Below are 19,320 nucleotides of genomic sequence, written 5' to 3' on the forward strand. Positions count from 1 at the left end.
GGCGGTGGTGTGCGATGCTGGGTCCATGTCCGCCGCGCCGACCGGTCTGCCCGCCCTGCGGGTGGGCGTCGCCGTGGCGGTGCCCACCTTGGCGCTCACCGCCCACGGCGCAGCCGCCGGGATGCTGCCGGGATCGGCGGGAGTCCTCCTCACCGCGGCTGCGGGCCTGGTGCTGGCGGCGTTGGTCGGCAGTCCGCGCGAGCGTCGCATCCCGCCGGCGCGAATCGCACTGCTCCTGCTCGTCGGACAGGTGGTCGGGCACCCGGCCGCATCCGTCGGCGAGCTGCCCGCCGCTCACGCAGGCCCGTCGGCGACGATGATTGCCTGGCACGCGGTCGCCATCCCGCTCAGCGCGGCGCTGCTCGTGGCCGTCGCGCACGTGTACGCGGTCCTGACCGCCGCGATCGAGGCGCTGGCCACCGGTCCGTACCTCGCCGCGCCCCGGCTGCGGCCCGCGCCGGTGCTCCGCTGGCGTCCACTCGTGGCGATCGGCGCTGCCCGCGCCGCCCCGCGCGCGCCGCCCCGCTCCTGATCGTCCGCATTTCGATCAACACCCGCCCGACGCCATCGTCGGGCGGGGCACTCACGCGACTTTCAGGAGAAGAACAATGAAGTACCCGCACACCTCTGCCCGTTTCGCCCGCACCACCGCCGCGTTGTCGGCCGCCGCCGTCCTCGGGCTGGCACCGATTCTTGGGGCCGGCCTGGCCGACGCCCACGTCGTCGCGCGCACCGCCGGCTTCGGCCCGTCGGGCTACGGCGTCATCACCTTCATGGTGCCCAACGAATCGGAGACCGCGCCCACCACCGAGTTGAAGGTGGCGTTCCCCGGGGTCAAGCACCTGTCGCCCGAGGGCAAGGCCGGCTGGGCCGCCCACGTCACCAAGAACGCCGAGGGCGGCGTCACCGAGATCCGGTGGACCGCCAACCCCGGCACCCCGGGCGTCCCCGTCGGCGAGTTCGCCGACTTCAGCGTCGCCGGCGGCCCGTTCACGGGTGAGGTGAAACTGCCCGCGACGCAGATCTACGCTGACGGGGAGACCGTCGCGTGGGATCAGGCGCCCGGGCCCGACGGTGCCGAGCCGGAGAAGCCCTCGCCGGTGATCAACGCGGCGGAGTCGTCGGCTTCGGGCACGGACCGCACCGCGCGCTGGCTCGGCGGTCTCGGACTGCTCGCCGGTGTCCTCGGCCTCGGTTTCGGCGTCGCGGGCCGCACTCGAAAGGTGACCCCATCAGATGCGTAAGACAAGCCTGCTCGGCCGTCTGCTGATCGTCCTCGCCGTCCTCCTGGGCGGCGGGGCCGTCGGCAGCGGCATCGCCGACGCCCACTCGCGGGTGGTGTCGATCAACCCGCCCGACGGCGCCGCGCTCGCGCAGGGCCCCGCCGCGGTGGAGATCACCTACAACGAGCCGCTGCAGTCGCAGTTCGCCTCGGCGAGCGTCGTCGGGCCGGATCAGCACTTCTGGCATGCCGGGGACCCGGTCGTCGACGGCAAGGTGCTGCGGATTCCGCTGCGCCCGCTGGGGCCGGCCGGGGTGTACCGGGTGAACTTCCGCGTCACCTCCGCCGACGGCCACCCGGTCAGCGGCCAGCGGACGTTCCGACTCACCGCGGCGGGCACCGGTACGCCGGGTGCGGCGGCCACCGATCCGGCCGGCGGCATGCCGGTGTGGCCGTGGTTGGTCGGCGCCGGGGTGCTCCTGCTGTTGGCCGCCGTCGCGGTCGCCCGTGTCACGCGGAACGGTTCGAGTGGCGCAGCGCGACGCCGCTGATCGCCTGCGGCGCCTGGCCGGCCCAATCGTGGTGGCCGCGTTCCTTGCCGGCGTCGGCCTCGTCGTCGCCCTGACGGGTGCGGCGGGGCCGGCGCCGTCGGTGTGGGCGCGTGCCCTCGCCCTAGGTGCCGCCGTCCTGCTCGTCGGCCTGGGGTCGCTTGCTCCGCTGGGCGCCGACGCGTCGGTCCGGTTGATCGGGGCGAGCGCGGCGGTGTGGTTGGCGGGCGAGGTCGTGGCCGTCTGGCTGTCCGTCGCCGACCAATCGGGGCGCGCCGCGGCGGCCGTGCCGGTCGACGACTTCCTCGCGGCCTGGTCGGCCCGGCCCGGCGCCCTGATCGCCGTGGCGTGTGCGAGCGGCGTCGCGGTGTGGGCGGCGGCGACGCTGGTCGGCCGGGTCGATGGCGCACCCGTCGTGGTGGCCGGGCTCGCGGGCCTGGGGCTGGTCGCCGGCGCGGTGGGCGGCCACGCCGGCGCGCACGCGCTGGCGCCCATCGTGGTCGGGGTGCACGCCGTTGCCGCCGCATGGTGGTGCGGCACCTTGATGGCGCTCGGTCTGTCGGTCCGCGGTCGAGCGGGCTGGGCGCGGGCGCTGCCGCGCTTCTCCGACTGGGCGCTGTGGGCCGTGGCCGCGCTGGCCGTGAGTGGAGTCGTCGCCGCCGCGATCACGCTCGACGTGTTCGGCGCGGCCGGCGTCTCGGTGTTGTGGTCGAGCGGCTACGGGCGGGTCGTCGTGGCGAAGGCGCTCGCGCTCATCGGGCTGATCGCGCTGGCCGCGTGGCACCGTCGACGGTGGGTGCCGGTAGTCGAGCGGCATCGCGGCAGCGCCGAGGACTCGGTCAAGCGGGCCGCCGTCGAAGTCGTCCTCATGGCCGTCGCGCTCGGCCTGGCGGCCGGATTGGCCGGTACCGCGCCGCCCGGGTAGGTCAGCGGCCCTCGTCCCACGCCGAGTTGAGCTCGGTCAGGATGACGCGGGCGAAGCCGAGTCCGCCGAGGTGCGACTCGTCGGGCATCTCGAAGAGTTTGGCGTTGGGCAGCAGCGCGACCATGTGCTCGCCGTGGCGGAACGGGATGATGTGGTCCTTGTCGCCGTGCCACCAGCGGACGGGCGTGTCGATCTCGGCGACGCGGAAGCCCCAGTCCTTGGCGAACACGATGGCGTCGGCGAACGGCGCCTCCATCCGGCGCGAACCGCCGTGCAGCAGGTCGTCGAGGAACATGGCGCGGAACTCCGGACGGGCGAGGAGCTCGCGGTCGCCCTTGGGGGACAGGCGCCCGTACAGGTTGATGGCGGGCTCGGCGACCGGGCGGGCCACCGACAGCGCCGAACTCACGACCTTGCCGATGGGGGCGCCGGCGACGCGGAGGATCGGGGCGGTCAGCTTGGCCAGCTCGACGGCGCCGCCGCCGATCGCCTCCGGTCCGGCCGCCGGTGCGACGCCGCCCATGATGCCGACGACCTTGACGCGATCGGGTGCCGCATAGGCGGTGGCGAGGCTGTAGGGGCCGCCGCCGGAGAGGCCGATCACGCCGAAGTCCTCGATGTCGAGCGCGCCGGCGACGGCCAGCAGGTCGTCGGCGAACGCCAGGACGTTCTCGTAGCGGTGCGCGGTCGACGAGCCGACGCCGGGCCGGTCGAGGCCGATGATGCAGAGCTCGTGGTCGACGGCGAGCTGGCGCGCCTCCGGCGGGATCTGGCGGCGGGCGCCCGGTGTGCCGTGCAGCCAGAAGTACGGTCGCGCGGTCAGCTTGCCGAACTGGGCGAAGCCGAGCCGTCGCCCGTCGCCCACGGCGATCGAGCCCTCCAGCTTGGGGCGGTCAATCTCGAAAACCACGGGTCGAGCATGACACAGATCACACCAGTCGAATGTCGGAGTCGTCGACGAGGAGGGCCTCGCCGTCGCGCAGGAGCACGAGCCTGTGTTGCCCGCCGTACGTGCGAACGGTTTCGGCGTACAGGTCGATCGGGTAGGGCGGCAGATTTCCGGCGGCGTGCGGGATGACGACGACGTCGGTGAAGCCGAGGCCGGTGTAGTCGACCAGGTCGGGAGCGACCGCCGGATCGTCGAGCAGGCTGCACGGCTCGATCGTCGGGCCGGCGATGATCGACCCGGCGCTACAGCCGATGTAGTGCAGGCCGGCGCGGACGTGGCGGGACAGGATCTCGTCGGTACCCGTCGAGCGCAGGACGTGGAGCAGGTCGAAGGTCTCGCCGCCCGCGACGTAGACGCCGTCGACGGCCGCGAGGATCTCGTCGACCTGCGCCGTCGGGGTCGACGCCAACGGGAGGTCGACGAGTTCGAGACCGTGCCCGCGCAGCTCGTTCCGCTCGATCTGGACGAACTCGGCGTCACCGTAGCGTCGCGCGGCGTCGGGCACGTAGGCGATGGTGCCGGAGACGAAGTCGGGGATCGATTCGTGGCCGAAGGACGTGAGGAGCAGGCGCATAGCCCGACTATAGGTCGGGCCCGGATCGGGTAATCTGCGTCTCGCCCCTCTAGCTCAGTTGGTAGAGCAGTGGACTTTTAATCCATGGGTCGTCGGTTCGAGCCCGACGGGGGGCACATGAATATTGGACAGCCCTTTGCCCTGCGCGGCGGCATTTCCGTCGCGGTGAGTGCGCTCGCCTTCGGTGCGCTGCTCGCTGCGCCGGCGACGTCGCACGCGATCCCGTTCCTCGACCAGAACCAGGGCCCCGGCGGCAACACCGTCGTCGTCGACTCCAGCAAATACGCGACCGACGGCGGACACGGCAACTTCCGCTGGCGCTACTCGGCGTCGAAGAAGAACGTGTGCGGCATCTACCCGGTCGGCCGCGGCTACGTCGTGCGCTGTGCGGCCAAGAACAAATCGGCGGCCGACGCCGACGAGAAGTCTGATGAGCAGAGCGGCGAGACGTCGACGTCGAAGTCGAAGTACGACGGCATCCAGCTCGGCGGCACCGGCGTGAAGCGGGTCAAGCTCGACGACGATCAGAAGGGCTTCAAGGCCAAGCGCCTGATGCCGAATCACACCATCGACGTCGTCGGCATCACCTGCACCGCGTACAAGCGCGCGACGCTGACCTGTCAGACCTCGCGCGGGTCGTTCAAGATCGTCGGCGGCGTCGTCCAGCGGTAGAAAAACGTCGCTCCGGTGTCGGCGATCACCGCCGTCGCAACGGATTTGTGTTTGCGAGAGCGCGTGGCATAAGCTGATCCGGCTCCCCACGGAGAACACCGGCCCCCTTCGTCTAGCGGCCTAGGACGCCGCCCTTTCAAGGCGGTAGCGCGGGTTCGAATCCCGTAGGGGGTACGCATGAAGCGGAAGCTTCTAGCACCAGGCCCTGTGGCGCAGTTGGTTAGCGCGCCGCCCTGTCACGGCGGAGGTCGCGGGTTCAAGTCCCGTCAGGGTCGCTCAAGGTTTCGGTCGAGAGCCGGCACCGTCTGGCCAGGTAGCTCAGTTGGTACGAGCGTCCGCCTGAAAAGCGGAAGGTCGCCGGTTCGATCCCGGCCCTGGCCACCACGCAAAGCCCACCCACCGCGGTGGGCTTTCGTCGTTTCGGCTCATGACGGCTTATGCCGAGGTTTGTGACCACGGAGCGGCACAAAACCTCGGCGCAAGGCTCGAGCGGGGTCGTGCGCCACGCTTGTGTCCGCTCGGTCCGGGTGATGGGATGGGCGCAGTGACACGGGGTGCCGCACACGGCTGAGATGAGACCCGTCGAACCTGATCCAGCTAGCACTGGCGAAGGGATGTCCACACCCGGCGGCGCGCCGGGTCTGCCTTCGCCTCGACCGAGAGGCACACCATGACCGAAGCACTCGCACTCCACGACCAGATCGTCGTCGTCACCGGCGGCGCTCGCGGCCTCGGCGCCGCGATCACCAAGGCCTTCCTGCGCGAGGGCGCCCGCGTCGTCATCGACTACCACTCGTCGAAGGACGCCGCCGAAGCTCTCGCCGCCTCCTCGCCCGACCGCGCGCTCGCGGTGCCGGCCGACGTCCGCGACCGCGGCGCCGTCGACGCCCTCGTCGCCGCCGCGCGCGAGGAGTTCGGCGGACCGGTGACCACCGTCGTGAACAATGCGCTGATCGACTTCGCCTTCAACGGGGATGCGCGCGCCAAGGCCGCCGACATCGCCTACCAGGACTTCGCCGCACAGTTCGAGGGATCGTTGCAGGGGCCGCTCAACGTCATCCAGGCCACCCGCGCCGGCATGGCCGAGGCGGGCTTCGGCCGCATCATCAACGTCGGCACCAACCTGTTCCAGAACCCGGTCGTGCCGTACCACGACTACACCGCGGCCAAGGCGGCGCTGCTCTCGCTGACCCGCACCTTCGCCGACGACCTCGGGCCCGAGGGCATCACCGTCAACATGGTCTCCGGCGGCCTGCTGCGCACCACCGACGCCTCCGCCGCGACCCCGGAGGCGGTCTTCGACGCCATCGGCGCGGCCACCCCGCTACGCGCGGTCACCACCCCCGAGCAGCTCGCCGACGCGGTGCTGTTCTTCGCCTCACCGTGGGCGCGCGGGGTGACCGGGCAGAACCTGATCGTCGACGGCGGGCTGGTCAAGGGCTGACGCGCTACGGCTCCTCGCCGACGTGGACCGGGATGGCGTCGTCCCACGGCTGACTGGTCGCCATGTCGGCGACACGGACGTAGCCGTGCTCGAACTCGCCGGTGGCCGCGTCGACGAGGCGGTAGCGCTGCGTCTGGCTCTGGATCGGCTGCGCGTCCAGCAGGACGACGCGGACCTCGCCGGGTTCGAATCCGCAGCGCTCCTGCAGCGCCGCGATGAGCTGCTCGTTGCACATGTGGCCGTCGCCGAAGTTCCAGCCGATCGCTGTGCTGGTGATGCGCTCGCCGTCGGTGAGCACGTAGTCGGCCTCGTTCTCGCCGGCCATGGCGCGGTGGGCGAGGGTGAACATCGCGCGGCCGTGCGTGTTGAAGGAGCGGAACGCGTAGCCCATGTACAGGTACAGCGCCGCCGTCTCCGGGCTGCCGTAGTACCGCTCCATCTGCGCGGCGGGCATGCTGGCGATCGCCACGACGTGTTCGTCGATCTTCGCCGACGCCGACGGCTTGATGCACCAGAGCGAGGTGTCCCAATTGCCGGCGTAGTAGCGCATGCCCGGCAGGAACGACACCTTGCGCGGCGCGAGGTTCCCGACGGCGACGACCGTCGCGAGCACCGCGAACAGGAGCAACGGCCACGGGCTGTGCATGTCGCGCAGGCCGACGTCGGCGTGCCCGACGAACAGGAACAGGACCCCGAAGATCATGAAGACGTTCCACTCGAGTGGAACGCCCATCGGGATCGACGCGAGGATCCCGAGGTGGAAGCAGACCATGATCGTCGCGGCGATGGTCGTCGGCCAGCCGCCGTGGCTGAAGAACAACACGATCGGGACGAGCAACTCGATCGCCGTCGCCACGTGGGCGACCGCGCGGGAGAGGCTGCTCGGCGTCAGGTCGGTCGGGAAGTCGGTGAAGAACTTCCGCTTGAGCCACTTGGGCCGCAGTACCGGGTTGTTGGACATCATCGTGGAGATGACGAAGGGGAAGTGGCGGTTCAGCTTCGAGACGGCCGCGCCGATCCAAATCATCAGGAACACGAGCTTCGCCGCGACGAGGATGTCGGCGCCGGAGAGCAGGAACGCCACCGCCAGCGAGCCGTACACCTCGCCGCGGGCGCCCAGGAAGATCGACTTGTCCCGCAAACCGCAGGCCGCGAGCAGGCCGACGACGACGGCGATCTGCCACGTCGGGAGGATCCCGACCGTGGTGTCGAGCCCGTCGACCGGGCCCGTCCCGCCGGAGCACAGGGCGACCACCAGCATCACGAGCAGGCCCGCGTATGCCGCGACGTCGAGCCAGGTGCGGGTATCGCCTGCGGTGAGCGGCACCCGACCGGGCCAGGGCGGGAGACGGATCGTGCGCGGGCGCAGCCAGTACAGGATCGAGCCCATCGGCGGGAAGAAGCGGTTGTTGAGCGGGCCGAAGCCGCACCCCAGGCCCACCACCTCGAACAGCATGGTGAAGAGGACGACCTTCTCCAGGACGATCGGCTCGGTCCACCAGTCGCCGATCTGGCCGAGTCCGCCCAGCCCGGGCGTCGTCAGCGCGGTCAGGAGGAGGCCGAGGCCGGCGTACGCCAGGATCTTGACCACGTAGAACAGGTGCAGGACCACCGGCGTGCCGAAGCCGACCTCGGCCCAGTGCCGGGCCATCGGCACGATCTTCTCCGATCTGGTGCCCTTGCTCCAGGCTTCGAAGTCGTCGACCGTCGGTGCGTCTTGCTTCAGGAACCCCATGGTCGGACGCTAACACCCATGGGTAGAACCTGTTCTAGATTCTGCTCAGGCCAGGTGGCGCATCGCGTCCGGTTTGTCAATGTTTCGCCGCACCGACCGGTGGCGCCCGCTGTTCAGCCGCGGAACAGACTTTGGCCAACGCGGCGCGGCTCGTCGCACCCGCCCTTACGGTCGTCGCAAGATTCGCGACCGAAAGGCTGACAGGTGAGTCAGGAAAGTCAGAAGTCCCACGCCAAGCTGCTCACGGCGGGGCTCGTCGCCAGCTCGATCGAGTGGTACGACTTCTTCGTCTACGGCACCGCGGCCGCGATGGTGTTCGGCACCGTCTTCTTCCCCGGTGCGGAGAAGCTCGACGGCACCATCTACGCCTTCGGCACACTGGCCGTCGGGTTCATCGCCCGCCCACTCGGCGGCATCCTCGCCGGCCACTACGGCGACAAGATCGGCCGCAAGCCGATGCTCGTCTGGTGCCTGATCGCGATGGGTGCGGCCACCTTCCTCATCGGCTGTCTGCCCGCGGTGCCCGTCGGCGCCGACGGCAAGGCGACCGGCACGCTCGCCTGGGCCGCGCCGCTGATGCTCGTCGCGCTCCGGTTCATCCAGGGCCTCGCCTGCGGTGGGCAGTGGGGCGGGGTGGTGCTGCTGTTGACCGAGTCGATCGGGCCCAAGCGCCGCGGCTTCGCCGGCACCTTCGGCTTGATGGGGGTGCCCCTGGGCTTGTTGCTGGGCAACCTGGTCATGATCGTGATGGTCGCCGTGCTCGACGACGCGGCCTTCCAGAGTTGGGGCTGGCGGGTGCCCTTCTGGGCGAGTGCGGCGCTGGTCCCGCTGGTCATCTACATCCACAAGAAGGTGGAGGACTCGCCCGAGTTCCTCGCCCTGCAGCGCGAGGTCGCCGCGAAGAACGCCAATGCCGAGCAGGTCGCCCAGGCGCCGCTGGTCGAAGCCGTGCGCGGACACTGGCGCAAGATCGTGCTGGCCGCCGGGCTCATGGCCGGCACCAACGCCGCGTTCTACCTGGCCACCGCGGGCCTGCTGAGCTACGGCAGCGAATCGCCCGACAAGGGCGGACTGGGCATGAACAAGGAGGACATCCTGACCTGCGTGCTCGTCGTCGCCCTCGTGATGCCGGCGGTGATCGCGGCATCCGGCGCGCTGTCGGACCGCATCGGCCGACGCCCGCTGGTATTGCTCGGGTCGGCCATCCTGGTGGTGTGGGCCTTCCCGTTCTTCTGGCTCATCAACTCGACGCGGATCCCGCTGCTGTTCGTCGCCATCTTCGTCTCGACGATCGGACAGTCCATCACCTACGGCCCGGTCGCCGCGTTCATGGCCGAGCTGTTCTCCCCGCGGATCCGGTACTCGGGGGCGTCGCTGGCCTACCAGCTGGCCGCGGTCGCGGTCTCCGGAATGGCGCCGCTGATCATGACCTGGATCATCGCCCGCACGGCGTCCACCACGGGGGTCTCGGTGTACCTCGGCGCGATGGCGCTGATCACCGTCGTCTGCGCCTACGTGCTGCCGGAGACCAACCCGGAGGCGGTGCGGGCCGATCCCGACGCGGTGCCCGGTGTGCCGGTCAGTGCCCGCGCTTGATCCACTCCACGCGTTGGGGGGCCTCGTCGCCGATGGTCGTCGAGTCGCCGTGGCCGGTGTGCACGACGGTCTCCGGCGGGAGTGACAGCAGCTTGTCGGTGATCGAGTCGATGATGTCGTCGAAACTGGAGAAGCTGCGGCCGGTCGCGCCGGGACCGCCGGCGAACAGGGTGTCGCCGGCGAACAGCACGCCCAGCTCGGGCGCGTAGAGGACCGACGAGCCGGGGGAGTGCCCCGGGGTGTTGATGACCTGCAGCACCGTGCCGCCGACGGTGATCTCCTGGCCGTCGGCGAGGTCGTCGTGCCCGACGCCGGGGTGGGTCTGCTCCCACAGCATGTCGTCGCCGGGGTGCAGCAGGATCGGTGCGCCGGTCTTCGCCGCCAGCTCGGGCGCGACGGTGACGTGGTCGTTGTGGCCGTGGGTCAACACGATCGCCTTGACCGAGCGGTCGCCGACGGCCTCGAGGATCGGGTCGGCGGTGTGCGCGGCGTCGATGATGACGCACTCGTCGTCGTCGCCGACGATCCAGATGTTGTTGTCGACGTCCCAGGTGCCGCCGTCGAGGCTGAAGGTGCCCGAGGTGACGACGTGGTCGATGCGCGGCGCCATCAGAGCACCACCACCGAGCGCAGCACCTTGCCGGCCGCCATGGCCGAGAACGCCGCCTCGACGTCGTCGATGCCGACCTTCTCGGTGACGAACTTGTCCAGCGGCAACCGGCCCTGTTCGTACAGGTCGATGAGCATCGGGAAGTCGCGCTCGGGCAGGCAGTCGCCGTACCACGACGACTTGAGCGCACCGCCGTGGGAGAAGAAGTCGACGAGCGGCATCTCGAGTTTCATCTCCGGGGTGGGGACGCCCACGAGGACGACGACGCCGGCGAGGTCGCGGGCGTAGAACGCCTGCTTGTAGGTCTCCGGCCGGCCCACCGCGTCGATCACGACGTCGGCGCCGTTGCCGTCGGTGAGGTCCTGGACCGCGGTCACCACGTCGTCGACCTTGGAGCCGTCGATGGTGTGCGTGGCGCCGAGCTCGCGCGCCCACTCGAGCTTGGCCGGGTCGCGGTCGATGGCGATGATCGTCGACGCGCCCGCGAGCTTGGCGCCCGCGATGGCCGCGTCGCCGACCCCGCCGCAGCCGATGACGGCGACCGAGTCGCCGCGGCCGACGCCGCCGGTGTTCATCGCCGCGCCCAGCCCGGCCATCACGCCGCAGCCGAGCAGCCCGGCGACGGCGGGGTCGGTCTCGGGGTTGACCTTGGTGCACTGCAGTTCATGGATGAGGGTCTTCTCGGCGAACGCGCCGATGCCGAGCGCCGGGGTGAGTTCGGTGCCGTCGGTCAGCGTCATCGGCTTGCTGGCGTTGAAGGTGTCGAAGCAGTACCACGGGCGCCCTCGCTTGCACGCGCGGCAATCGCCGCACACCGCCCGCCAGTTGAGGACGACGAAATCGCCGACCTCGACGTGGTGCACGTCCGACCCGACCTCCTCGACGATGCCGGCGGCCTCGTGGCCGAGCAGGAACGGGTATTCGTCGTTGATCCCGCCCTCGCGGTAGGCGAGGTCGGTGTGGCAGACCCCGCAGGCCTTGATCCCGACGACGACGTCCCGCGGTCCCGGATCGGGGATGACGACGTCGACGACCTCGGTCGGGGCTTGCTTGCTGCGGGCGATGACACCTTTGACTGTGTGCGACATACGTCCAGACTAGACACCTGTCCAGGTGCTAGACCTGAATACGTGGATGTTTCCCGGGATGTCGCGCTGCGGCGGCTGCGATCGTGGCCGCGTCGGGCGGTGGCGGACTCCGGTTTGCGGCCCGCGGCCGTCGCCATCACCGTGGTGCGCCGCGGCGGGGCCCACGGGATCTGGATCCTCAAGCGGCCGGCGACGATGCGCAACCACCCCAATCAATTCGCGCTGCCGGGCGGCAGGCTCGATCCGGGTGAGACCGTCGTCGACGCGGCGCTGCGCGAATTGCACGAGGAGACCGGCATCGCGGCCGCCGGAGCCGACGTCCTCGGCGTGCTCGACGACTACCCGACGCGCTCGGGATACGTCATCACCCCGGTGGTCTGCTGGCTCGATGACGACCCGCCGCTGGTCCCCAATCCCGCCGAGGTGGCGGAGAGCTTCTTCGTCCCCTTCGACGACCTCGTGCGCACCCCGCGGTTCCTGACGATCCCGCAGTCGCCGCGGCCGGTCGTGCAGATGCCGATGCTCGGGCAGCTCATCCACGCGCCGACGGCGGCCGTCGTCTACCAGTTCGCGGAGGTTGTGCTGCGCGACCGGCCCACCCGCGTCGACGGGCTGGAGCAACCGGTGTTCGCCTGGCGGTGACCCTCGGGAATTAAACGGACTGGGGTCCGGTTGTACGGGTCGGACTGTTCACATCGACCCAAGGAGTTCCCATGTCCGCCACGACCACCGCCGTTGCCCCGATCCAGGCCGGCACCTGGATCATCGACCCGTCGCACTCGACCGTCGGCTTCTCCGTGAAGCACCTGATGGTCAGCAAGGTGCGCGGCAAGTTCGACGCCTTCTCCGGCACCATCACCGTCGCCGAGGACGGCACCCCGTCGGTCACCGCCGAGATCGACGTCACCTCGATCAACACCGGCAACGAGCAGCGCGACGGCCACATCCGCAGCGCCGACTTCTTCGACGCCGAGAAGTACCCGAAGGCCACCTTCGTCTCCACTGCTGTGCGCCCGGACGGCGAGGACTACGTGCTCACCGGCGACTTCACCCTCAAGGGAGTGACCCGCCCGGTCGAGCTGGCACTCGAGTTCAACGGTGAGAACGCGGGCATGGGCAACGGCCCGGTCGCCGGTTTCGAGGCCACCACCGTGATCAACCGCAAGGACTTCGGCATCGACATCGAGATGCCGCTCGAGGGCGGCGGCGTCGTGGTCGGCGACAAGATCACCATCACCCTGGAGATCGAGGCCGGTCTGCAGTCCTGAACATCCGACCGACGGGGCCGGTTCGCGCTGCCATACTGGCGGCGTGAACCACTCCCGAGGTCTTGCCGTCGTCACCGGTGTCGCGCTGATCGCGGCGCCCGTGCTCGCGCTCCTGGTGAAGTTGATCTCGTTCGGCTGGCTCGTGGTCATGCTGATCTTCGGCTTCTTCGTGCCGCTGGCGGTGTGGATCCTGCTCATCGTCATCGCCAAACAGGGCTTCCTCACCGGGGCGCGCGACCTGTTCGGCCCGGCGCGCGTCCGCGCGACGATCGCCGCCTGGCTGGCCTCGATCGGCGTGGTGGTCACGGGCTTCTTCGTCCCCGATGGCGGTGACACGAAGGAGAGCGAAGGATCGACCTTCCAGGTCCTGTTGGGCGTCCACGGGCCCGACGGTGATTCCATCCGTTCGTCGACGAACTCCATCACCGGCTTGCTCACGGCGGCAGGGCTCGCCCTGTGGGCCGCCGGCTTCCTCTGGCTGTTCGTCGAATGGGTCAACGCCTGGAGCCGTACGCGCAAGGCGGAACGGATGCTCCGCTACCCGCCGCCCCCGGGGTATCCGGTTGGCCCGCCGCAGGCACACCCGGTGCCGCCTCCCGCGCACCCGGCCGGGCCACCCGTATATCCACCGCCGCCGGCCCCACCGGCGCACTGAAACGCGTTCTAGGCCGACGGCCCCGCGTCCACTAGAGTCGGAAGCGACATTCCGACCGAGGAGGACGCGTGGCCGGCCGTGAATCCGCCGCTGGCGTCCAGCGGTTCGCGCTGGTCGAGCGCGTGAAGCAGCTGAGTGCGCAGCACATGCCGGGCTTCGACCAGCGGTCCTGGTCGGGCCTGAGCGACGGTGAGCGCAAACGAATCGGCTCGGCGGCCATCGGGGTGTCGGCCCTCGCCCTCGTCGGCGGCAACGCGCTGATCGGTCTGGAGACCTTCCTGCTGGTCCAATTGGCCCTCAACGGCGGGCGGCTGCGCAGCGCACTCGAGGTCGATCCGCCGCTGCTCTGGGCGATGATCGGGGCGATCGTCGTCGGCACCGTGCTGAACCTGGTGTTCGGCCTCATCGCCCTGCGCCCGCACCTGAACTGGTTCCTGTCCGGCGCCCGCCTCGAGCCGGGCCGCCGCGAGGCGATCTGGAAGATCCCGCTGCGCCAGGTCTACGGCACCATGGCCGCCTGGGCCATCTCGCTGGGCCTCTACATGTTGTTCGCCCTGCTCCTCGGCCGCGGCAGCGGCGAGTTCCTCGTCGTCAGCGGCGCCTTCGCCCTCGCCGCGGTGTCCAGCGCGTGCCTGACCTACATCTTCGCCGAGCGCGCGGCCCGGCCGCTGTCGGTGATGGCCATGCGCGACCAGCCGCGCCCCGAGGTCCACTACAGCGTGCGCATCCGCATGCTCGCCGTGTGGCTCGTGTCCTCGGCGGTGCCGATGGTCGGCCTGCTCGCGGTCACCCTCGGCCGCCACCTCGGCGTCCTGCCGCCCACGGCCGGCACCGTCGACTGGGTGAGCGTGGTGATCGCGCTGATCGGACTGGCGGCCGGCACCCGGGTGGTCCTGCTCGTCGGCTCGGCGTTGACCGATCCGCTCGACGACCTGTCGAAGGCCATGGCCGCGGTCAACGACGGCGATCTCACCACCCGCGTCGCGGTCTACGACAGCTCCGAACTCGGCGTGCTGCAGTACGGCTTCAACGAGATGGTCGACGGTCTGGCCGAGCGGGAGCGGATGCGCGATCTGTTCGCGCGCCACGTCGGCTCGACCGTCGCCGAGCAGGCCCTGGCCCGCGGCGACGACGAGATGGGCGGCGCCACGACTCCGTCGGTCGGCGTGCTGTTCGTCGACATCGCCGGGTCGACGACTCTGGGGGCCAACCTCGACCCAGAATCGGTCGCCGGGCTGCTCAACCGCTTCTTCACCATCGTCGCCGAGGTGATCCACGAGCACGACGGCCTGATCAACAAGTTCGAGGGCGACGCTGCGCTGGCCGTCTTCGGCGCCCCCGCCGCCCTCGACAACGCGGCCGGCGCGGCGCTGCGGGCGTCGCGCGCACTGGCCGACCGGCTGCGCGCCGAGCTCCCGATCAAGTGGGGGATCGGCGTCTCCCACGGCACCGTCTTCGCCGGCGACATCGGCGCGGAAACCCGCTACGAGTACACGGTCATCGGCGACCCGGTCAACGAGTGCTCCCGCCTGTCCGAGGTGGCCAAGGATGCCAAGGTGCCGGTCGTCGCGAGCGGTGACGCGGTCCACGCGGCTGGTGCCGAAGCGGACAACTGGACGCGCCGCGGCGTCCTGCAGCTGCGCGGGCGACCGGTCGAGACGGAGGTCTTCCTGCCGGCCGCCGTCGCCGCCGCCCTGGACGGGCGGACCGCGCCGACCGTCGCCGACCTGGTGCGCGGATTCACCCGACTGCCGCGCGATCGTCGCCGGGCGTCGCGGCGGCGGTAGGAGTACCCGTGGACGCACGTGACGCGCTCGTCATCCGGCTGCGCGAGCACCTCGCGGAGGAGCCGGTCACCCGGGAGATCGCGATGTTCGGCGGCCGCGCGTTCATGCTCAACGAGAAGATGGCCTGCTGCGCGTTCAAGGGCGGCGACCTGCTGGTCCGCATCGACGCGGCTGAGCACGACGAACTACTCGATCGCCCCGGTGCGGCTCCGATGGTGATGGGCGCCGACCGCGTGATGGGCCCGGGCTGGATCGTGGTCGACTCCGGCGCCATCGACGACGAGGAGTCGCTGCAGTGGTGGCTGGAGAAGGCGCTCGCGTACAACCGGGCGGTCACCGGCCGCGGCTAGCCGGCCGCTGCGCCCAGGGAGCTGAGTCTCGCGACGTGGTCGGCGGCCGCGGGTGCGCCGCGGCGGGCCAGATACCGCGCGGCCTGCTGCAGCCGGCGGTCGGCGGCGACCGGGTCGGCCGAACGTTCCAAGGGAATGTTGTCGGAGTCGTCACCGCGGTCGGCCACGAATTCGCCCAGGCAGTCGTCGACCGCGTGCGCAGTCGCGGCGGGGAACTCCTCGTCGCGCACCAGGACGTCGGGCAGCCAGGCATCACCCGCGTCGAGGTGGGCAAACATCCGTCGGAGCGAGCGGGTCGCGGCGTCGGGTGATTGTTGACGGAGGAGGCGGACGGAATCGCCGAGAAAGCCGGCGCGCTCGGGGAAGTCGGGCGGCAGCTGTGCGCACACCCTCGTCCACAGCGCGGGGTCGATGTCGCCGGATTCCTGCTTCGCCGCGTCCAGGGCGTAGCACAGCGCGTCGTGCACGCCGTCGGAATCTCCGCCGACCGCCCGGCCGACCGCCTCGACGCCGTCGAGGAACGGCCACCCACCGGTCATGCTGCTCAGCCGCTGGCGCGCGGCTGCGAGCGACCGGTCGGGGTGGTGGGCAACGATCGTCGGGCCGACCTCGGCGAGCAGCCCGGGCATGTCCCAATAGTCGACGCCCTGTCCGGCAGCGGTATCGGCGAGGGCCTGTACCCGTTCGGGTGACCAGGCGTCCTGCGCGGTGAGCGCGGCGACGATCGCGGTGACGAGGTCGCGTGCCATCACCCCTGTTATCCGAACGTCGGGCATCTCCGCGGCGGTTGCGATCGCGTCGTCGACCTGCCCGCACCGCAGTTCGACGATGCCGCGGTTGCACAGCCACGCGCCGCGGTAGTCGTGGTCGTTTCCACCCTTCTTGGACTTCGCGAACGCCCTGGCCACGGTCGGGTCCGGGCTGATCTCGGCGATCCGGAGCAGGACCTGGTGGTGGATGCGAGGCTCGGCGCACTTCGCGGCCGTCCGCAACGCTTCCGGGAGCTCGCCCCGACGGGCCAGTGCGAGCGCGCGCCCGCTGACGGCGAGCGCCAGGTCGTGATCATCGAGGCGCTCGTGCACCACCTCGAACCAATCCGGTCTCGCGTCGCCCAGCAGACGAAGGACCAACTCGACCCGTTCATCGCGGTACATGGTCGACGGATCGTGTCCCAACGCGGCCGTGACCACGCGGTCGGCCAATTCCTCGTCGTCGGTGCGTGTTGCCATCCGGATGAGCTCGGCGGCGACGGGCGGATCGAGCTGGGTGCCGGAGTACGGACGGCTCTGCGTCCAGCGGATGGCCGTCGCCCACCCGTGGTCCAGTCCGGCCTCGACGAGTTGTCGGGCCTGCGGTGGCGGCAACAGGTGTGCGGCAGCCCATCCCGTGTCGGTGGGGGTGCCCTCGCCGATCTGCTCGAGGAGGATTGCGGCGGCCCGCTCGGGGGATCCACCGCGGGCCAGGGCCAGTGCCCAATCGTCGCGGGCCCGCGCCCGGTCCCACTTGTCGGGCTCGACGGTTGGGGTGAAGAACGCTCCGATCGCGGCTAATGCGCCGTTGTGGTCGCCGGTGGAGAACCGGGCATCGGCGCGCTCGGTGGCCAGCCGCATGCGCGAGTCTTCGACCGCCTCCTCCCGGATCTCGGCCAGATCGGGCTCTCGGACCGGTGGCGGTGAATCATCGGGGGCGATGCCCGAAACGATGACGCCGTCGATCTCGGTACGCGCCTGCTCGTCGTGGACACAGTCGGCGAGGGCGTGCGCATGATCGGTCCAACCGGCTCGCACACAGGACTTCGCCGCCGCGAGAACCGACGCGAGGCGGGCGTCGCGGTCTCCCGGGAAGCGCCGCTCGGTCCATGACACCAGCTTGGTCACCGCCTCGACGACGGCGAGATGGCCGGCAGGCAGTCGTGCTGCCGCATATTCGGCGAGCACGGCGGCGAGCGCCCCCGCCTCTTCGCCGCCGGCCTGGATGATCGGTTCGGCAACCGCCGACCGTACGGCTTGGGCGCTGAACTCGGGGTTGCCGGTGACGATCAGCAACACGGCGTGCGCGACGGCTCGATCCTCCTTGTCGTATTCGTCGATCCCGTCCGCCAACAGACGGGCTCCGGCGACATCCCCGAGTACGAGACGACTGCGCGTCGCGGCGAGCAAGGCCGCTCCGGAGGCCAGCACACCCGATCGTCGGCAGAGGCGCAGGACGACTCCGGGATCGAGGTGGGCGGTCGATGCCGCCCATCCGGTACCGAAGCGGTGGCAGCTCCAGTCCGACCATTCGACCGCGGTCACGCCCGGCGGCACCGACTGGTCGTATGCCTGCGCGAGATCGGCGTGTACCGCGGGGAAGGCGATACCCAGCGCCGCCGTGGCGACGAACCGGGGACCTTCCCCCAGGCCGGCGAGCAGCTCGGCGGCGCTGCGCCCGTCGCCCCGGCGGCAGGCCGCCACCGCTGCGTCCCACGGACCGGCGTCGCCGCCCTGCGCCCACCGCTCGGCCGTTTGTCCGCATCGCGCGATCAGCCGGGCTATCTCCTCATCGGGCAACGGTCGACCACTTTCCACGACCGCGAGCGTAGTGCCGCAAAGTGGTGTGGAGTAGGAGGATCGGGTTCACCCGAATGACCCCACGACCTATCGGAGAAGAACATGTCATTCGATCTGGGCGACCAGTCCGGCCGCACCGTCATCATCACCGGCGCCAACAGCGGCCTCGGCAAGGAGACCGCGCGCGCGTTCGCCGGTTCCGGCGCCGACGTGATCATGGCGTGCCGCAACCTCGACAAGGCCAATGCGGCGGCCGCCGAGATCGGCAAGAACGCCCGCGTCGAGCAACTCGACCTCGCCGATCTCGCGTCGATCCGCGACTTCGCCGGCCGCGTCGACAAGGCGGACGTGCTGATCAACAACGCCGGCGTGATGGCGGTGCCGTACCGCAAGACCGCCGACGGCTTCGAGATGCAGATGGGCACCAACCACCTCGGTCACTTCGCGCTGACATTGCAGCTGCTCGACGCCGACAAGGTCGACGACCGGGTCGTCACGCTGTCGTCGTTCATGCACCGGATGGGCAAGCTCGACTTCAACGACCTCGATTGGTCCAAGCGCCGCTACAACCGCTGGCGCGCGTACGGCGACACCAAGCTCGCCAACCTCATGTTCGGCAAGGAGTTGGCGCGGCGCCTGGCGGCCGCGGGCTCGCCGGTGACGTCGACCATCGCCCACCCTGGCTACGCCGACACCGAGCTGCAGGGGCACACCGAGTCGTTCCAGGACAAGGTCATGGTGCTGGGCAACAAGATCCTCGCCCAGTCGGCTGCCGCCGGCGCGTGGCCGACGGAGTACGCGGCGGTCAGCCCGAACGCCGTCAACGGCGGCTTCTACGGCCCGACGGGACTCGGCGGCATGCAGGGCAAGCCCGGCAAGTCGCCGTACCGGAAGATGGTCGACGACCAGGGCCTGCGCGATCGCCTCTGGACGGTGTCCGAGGAACTGACCGGCGTCCGCTCGCCGGTGTAGCTACTCGACCGGCATCTCCGGTCCGACGTACTCCTGGACGCGGACCGCTTTGCCGTCCTCGACGTCGACGATCTGGACCACGTGGATCCGCATCGGCTGGCCCATCAACTCGACGGCGATGAACGCCTGGTTGAGGAATCCGTTCTCGGTGTAGGTGAGCCCGCGCGGCTCGAAGTTGGGCTCGCCGCCCCCGACGCGGCGCCGGGCGTCCTCGACGGCCTGCGGGACCGGTACCCACTTGGCGTCGGTGCTGTGCCAGACCTGGCAGTCGTCCGAGCACATCTCGGCGAACTGGTCGAGGTCGTTGAGCGCGAGCGGCCAGCGTTCGCCGAGTGCGCGTGTGTCCTGGTCCGGGGTGATGGTGGCAGTCATGGTC

General features: G+C 70.4%; 20 protein-coding genes, 4 tRNA genes and 1 riboswitch. Of the genes, 17 read left to right on the top strand and 7 right to left on the bottom strand.

Features of this window, described 5'->3' with window-relative positions; all coding sequences use genetic code 11:
- Nucleotides 1–25 precede the first annotated feature (25 nt).
- The 4 genes from QM728_RS02655 to QM728_RS02670 all read left to right on the top strand — a co-directional run bounded on the left by QM728_RS02655 (nt 26) and on the right by QM728_RS02670 (nt 2,695).
- On the top strand, nt 26–532 hold the full coding sequence (locus QM728_RS02655) for a YtxH domain-containing protein (RefSeq protein ID WP_415030504.1): 507 nt from the start codon (nt 26–28) through the stop codon (nt 530–532).
- 76 nt (nt 533–608) lie between these two features.
- A complete protein-coding gene (locus tag QM728_RS02660; RefSeq protein ID WP_415030505.1) occupies nt 609–1,244 on the top strand; it encodes a DUF1775 domain-containing protein in 636 nt (211 codons plus the stop codon).
- On the top strand, nt 1,237–1,773 hold the full coding sequence (locus QM728_RS02665) for a copper resistance CopC family protein (RefSeq protein ID WP_415030506.1): 537 nt from the start codon (nt 1,237–1,239) through the stop codon (nt 1,771–1,773). The genes QM728_RS02660 and QM728_RS02665 overlap by 8 nt, the downstream gene beginning before the upstream one ends.
- The gene (locus QM728_RS02670; protein ID WP_415030507.1) at nt 1,751–2,695 is read left to right on the top strand and encodes a CopD family protein; all 945 of its coding nucleotides are present in this window, start codon (nt 1,751–1,753) and stop codon (nt 2,693–2,695) included. Before QM728_RS02665 ends, QM728_RS02670 begins: the two co-directional genes overlap by 23 nt.
- Nucleotide 2,696: 1 nt before the next feature.
- Here the strand turns inward: QM728_RS02670 and QM728_RS02675 are convergent, their stop codons facing one another.
- Together QM728_RS02675 and QM728_RS02680 are read right to left on the bottom strand one after the other, a co-directional pair.
- On the bottom strand, nt 2,697–3,605 hold the full coding sequence (locus QM728_RS02675) for an alpha/beta fold hydrolase (RefSeq protein ID WP_415030508.1): 909 nt from the start codon (nt 3,603–3,605) through the stop codon (nt 2,697–2,699).
- Nucleotides 3,606–3,624: 19 nt separating this feature from the next.
- The gene (locus QM728_RS02680) at nt 3,625–4,218 is read right to left on the bottom strand and encodes a Type 1 glutamine amidotransferase-like domain-containing protein (protein WP_415030509.1); all 594 of its coding nucleotides are present in this window, start codon (nt 4,216–4,218) and stop codon (nt 3,625–3,627) included.
- Between the two features lie 43 nt (nt 4,219–4,261).
- Here QM728_RS02680 and QM728_RS02685 point away from each other — a divergent pair.
- The 6 genes from QM728_RS02685 (at nt 4,262) to QM728_RS02710 (ending at nt 6,334) form a co-directional block, all read left to right on the top strand.
- A tRNA-Lys gene (locus tag QM728_RS02685) sits at nt 4,262–4,334 on the top strand.
- A gap of 1 nt (nt 4,335) precedes the next feature.
- Complete coding sequence (locus tag QM728_RS02690; protein ID WP_415030510.1) at nt 4,336–4,890, top strand: hypothetical protein; 555 nt, start codon at nt 4,336–4,338, stop codon at nt 4,888–4,890.
- Nucleotides 4,891–4,991: 101 nt separating this feature from the next.
- Nucleotides 4,992–5,064: transfer RNA gene (locus tag QM728_RS02695), tRNA-Glu, on the top strand.
- Nucleotides 5,065–5,091: 27 nt separating this feature from the next.
- Nucleotides 5,092–5,165 (top strand) — tRNA-Asp (locus QM728_RS02700).
- Nucleotides 5,166–5,197: 32 nt separating this feature from the next.
- Nucleotides 5,198–5,274 (top strand) — tRNA-Phe (locus tag QM728_RS02705).
- Nucleotides 5,275–5,430: 156 nt separating this feature from the next.
- Nucleotides 5,431–5,522: riboswitch (TPP riboswitch) on the top strand.
- A gap of 38 nt (nt 5,523–5,560) precedes the next feature.
- A complete protein-coding gene (locus QM728_RS02710) occupies nt 5,561–6,334 on the top strand; it encodes a 3-oxoacyl-ACP reductase (RefSeq protein ID WP_415030511.1) in 774 nt (257 codons plus the stop codon).
- 4 nt (nt 6,335–6,338) lie between these two features.
- On the opposite strand, the gene QM728_RS02715 is transcribed toward QM728_RS02710, so the two are convergent.
- Nucleotides 6,339–8,069 carry a DUF3556 domain-containing protein gene (locus QM728_RS02715; protein ID WP_415030512.1) on the bottom strand — a complete coding sequence of 577 codons (1,731 nt, stop codon included), beginning with the start codon at nt 8,067–8,069 and terminating at the stop codon, nt 6,339–6,341.
- Between the two features lie 204 nt (nt 8,070–8,273).
- Here QM728_RS02715 and QM728_RS02720 point away from each other — a divergent pair, with 204 nt between their 5' ends.
- Nucleotides 8,274–9,665 carry an MFS transporter gene (locus tag QM728_RS02720; RefSeq protein WP_415030513.1) on the top strand — a complete coding sequence of 464 codons (1,392 nt, stop codon included), beginning with the start codon at nt 8,274–8,276 and terminating at the stop codon, nt 9,663–9,665.
- Here QM728_RS02720 and QM728_RS02725 read toward each other — a convergent pair.
- Both QM728_RS02725 and QM728_RS02730 read right to left on the bottom strand, forming a co-directional pair.
- On the bottom strand, nt 9,649–10,275 hold the full coding sequence (locus tag QM728_RS02725; RefSeq protein ID WP_415030514.1) for an MBL fold metallo-hydrolase: 627 nt from the start codon (nt 10,273–10,275) through the stop codon (nt 9,649–9,651). The genes QM728_RS02720 and QM728_RS02725 overlap by 17 nt on opposite strands.
- Entirely contained in the window at nt 10,275–11,363 is a 1,089-nt protein-coding gene (locus QM728_RS02730; RefSeq protein ID WP_415030515.1) for an S-(hydroxymethyl)mycothiol dehydrogenase, read from the bottom strand. Before QM728_RS02730 ends, QM728_RS02725 begins: the two co-directional genes overlap by 1 nt.
- 42 nt (nt 11,364–11,405) lie before the next feature.
- Here QM728_RS02730 and QM728_RS02735 point away from each other — a divergent pair, with 42 nt between their 5' ends.
- The 5 genes from QM728_RS02735 (at nt 11,406) to QM728_RS02755 (ending at nt 15,423) form a co-directional block, all read left to right on the top strand.
- On the top strand, nt 11,406–12,005 hold the full coding sequence (locus QM728_RS02735; RefSeq protein ID WP_415030516.1) for an NUDIX hydrolase: 600 nt from the start codon (nt 11,406–11,408) through the stop codon (nt 12,003–12,005).
- A gap of 71 nt (nt 12,006–12,076) precedes the next feature.
- On the top strand, nt 12,077–12,631 hold the full coding sequence (locus tag QM728_RS02740) for a YceI family protein (RefSeq protein ID WP_415030517.1): 555 nt from the start codon (nt 12,077–12,079) through the stop codon (nt 12,629–12,631).
- 43 nt (nt 12,632–12,674) lie between these two features.
- The gene (locus QM728_RS02745) at nt 12,675–13,286 is read left to right on the top strand and encodes a hypothetical protein (RefSeq protein WP_415030518.1); all 612 of its coding nucleotides are present in this window, start codon (nt 12,675–12,677) and stop codon (nt 13,284–13,286) included.
- 68 nt (nt 13,287–13,354) lie between these two features.
- Nucleotides 13,355–15,073, top strand: a complete 1,719-nt coding sequence (locus QM728_RS02750) for an adenylate/guanylate cyclase domain-containing protein (RefSeq protein WP_415030519.1) — start codon at nt 13,355–13,357, stop codon at nt 15,071–15,073.
- 8 nt (nt 15,074–15,081) lie between these two features.
- Entirely contained in the window at nt 15,082–15,423 is a 342-nt protein-coding gene (locus QM728_RS02755; RefSeq protein ID WP_415030520.1) for a TfoX/Sxy family protein, read from the top strand.
- Here QM728_RS02755 and QM728_RS02760 read toward each other — a convergent pair.
- Nucleotides 15,420–17,990, bottom strand: a complete 2,571-nt coding sequence (locus QM728_RS02760; RefSeq protein ID WP_415030521.1) for a hypothetical protein — start codon at nt 17,988–17,990, stop codon at nt 15,420–15,422. The genes QM728_RS02755 and QM728_RS02760 overlap by 4 nt on opposite strands.
- An 84-nt stretch (nt 17,991–18,074) precedes the next feature.
- On the opposite strand from QM728_RS02760, the gene QM728_RS02765 reads away from it, so the two are divergent.
- Nucleotides 18,075–18,944 carry an oxidoreductase gene (locus QM728_RS02765; protein WP_415030522.1) on the top strand — a complete coding sequence of 290 codons (870 nt, stop codon included), beginning with the start codon at nt 18,075–18,077 and terminating at the stop codon, nt 18,942–18,944.
- Here QM728_RS02765 and QM728_RS02770 read toward each other — a convergent pair whose 3' ends face one another.
- On the bottom strand, nt 18,945–19,316 hold the full coding sequence (locus QM728_RS02770; protein ID WP_415030523.1) for a nuclear transport factor 2 family protein: 372 nt from the start codon (nt 19,314–19,316) through the stop codon (nt 18,945–18,947).
- Between the last annotated feature and the right edge of the window lie 4 nt (nt 19,317–19,320).

Source organism: Gordonia sp. (in: high G+C Gram-positive bacteria) (genome assembly GCF_047602025.1).
In the GTDB taxonomy this organism is placed as follows: domain Bacteria; phylum Actinomycetota; class Actinomycetes; order Mycobacteriales; family Mycobacteriaceae; genus Gordonia.

Excerpts from the sequence above, each read along its gene's own strand:
- QM728_RS02655 (WP_415030504.1), top strand. The coding sequence starts at position 26 with ATGTCCGCCGCGCCGACCGGTCTGCCCGCCCTGCGGGTGGGCGTCGCC.
- QM728_RS02660 (WP_415030505.1), top strand. The coding sequence starts at position 609 with ATGAAGTACCCGCACACCTCTGCCCGTTTCGCCCGCACCACCGCCGCG.
- QM728_RS02665 (WP_415030506.1), top strand. The coding sequence starts at position 1,237 with ATGCGTAAGACAAGCCTGCTCGGCCGTCTGCTGATCGTCCTCGCCGTC.
- QM728_RS02680 (WP_415030509.1), bottom strand. The coding sequence starts at position 4,218 with ATGCGCCTGCTCCTCACGTCCTTCGGCCACGAATCGATCCCCGACTTC.
- QM728_RS02690 (WP_415030510.1), top strand. The coding sequence starts at position 4,336 with ATGAATATTGGACAGCCCTTTGCCCTGCGCGGCGGCATTTCCGTCGCG.
- QM728_RS02710 (WP_415030511.1), top strand. The coding sequence starts at position 5,561 with ATGACCGAAGCACTCGCACTCCACGACCAGATCGTCGTCGTCACCGGC.
- QM728_RS02715 (WP_415030512.1), bottom strand. The coding sequence starts at position 8,069 with ATGGGGTTCCTGAAGCAAGACGCACCGACGGTCGACGACTTCGAAGCC.
- QM728_RS02725 (WP_415030514.1), bottom strand. The coding sequence starts at position 10,275 with ATGGCGCCGCGCATCGACCACGTCGTCACCTCGGGCACCTTCAGCCTC.
- QM728_RS02730 (WP_415030515.1), bottom strand. The coding sequence starts at position 11,363 with ATGTCGCACACAGTCAAAGGTGTCATCGCCCGCAGCAAGCAAGCCCCG.
- QM728_RS02740 (WP_415030517.1), top strand. The coding sequence starts at position 12,077 with ATGTCCGCCACGACCACCGCCGTTGCCCCGATCCAGGCCGGCACCTGG.
- QM728_RS02765 (WP_415030522.1), top strand. The coding sequence starts at position 18,075 with ATGTCATTCGATCTGGGCGACCAGTCCGGCCGCACCGTCATCATCACC.
- QM728_RS02770 (WP_415030523.1), bottom strand. The coding sequence starts at position 19,316 with ATGACTGCCACCATCACCCCGGACCAGGACACACGCGCACTCGGCGAA.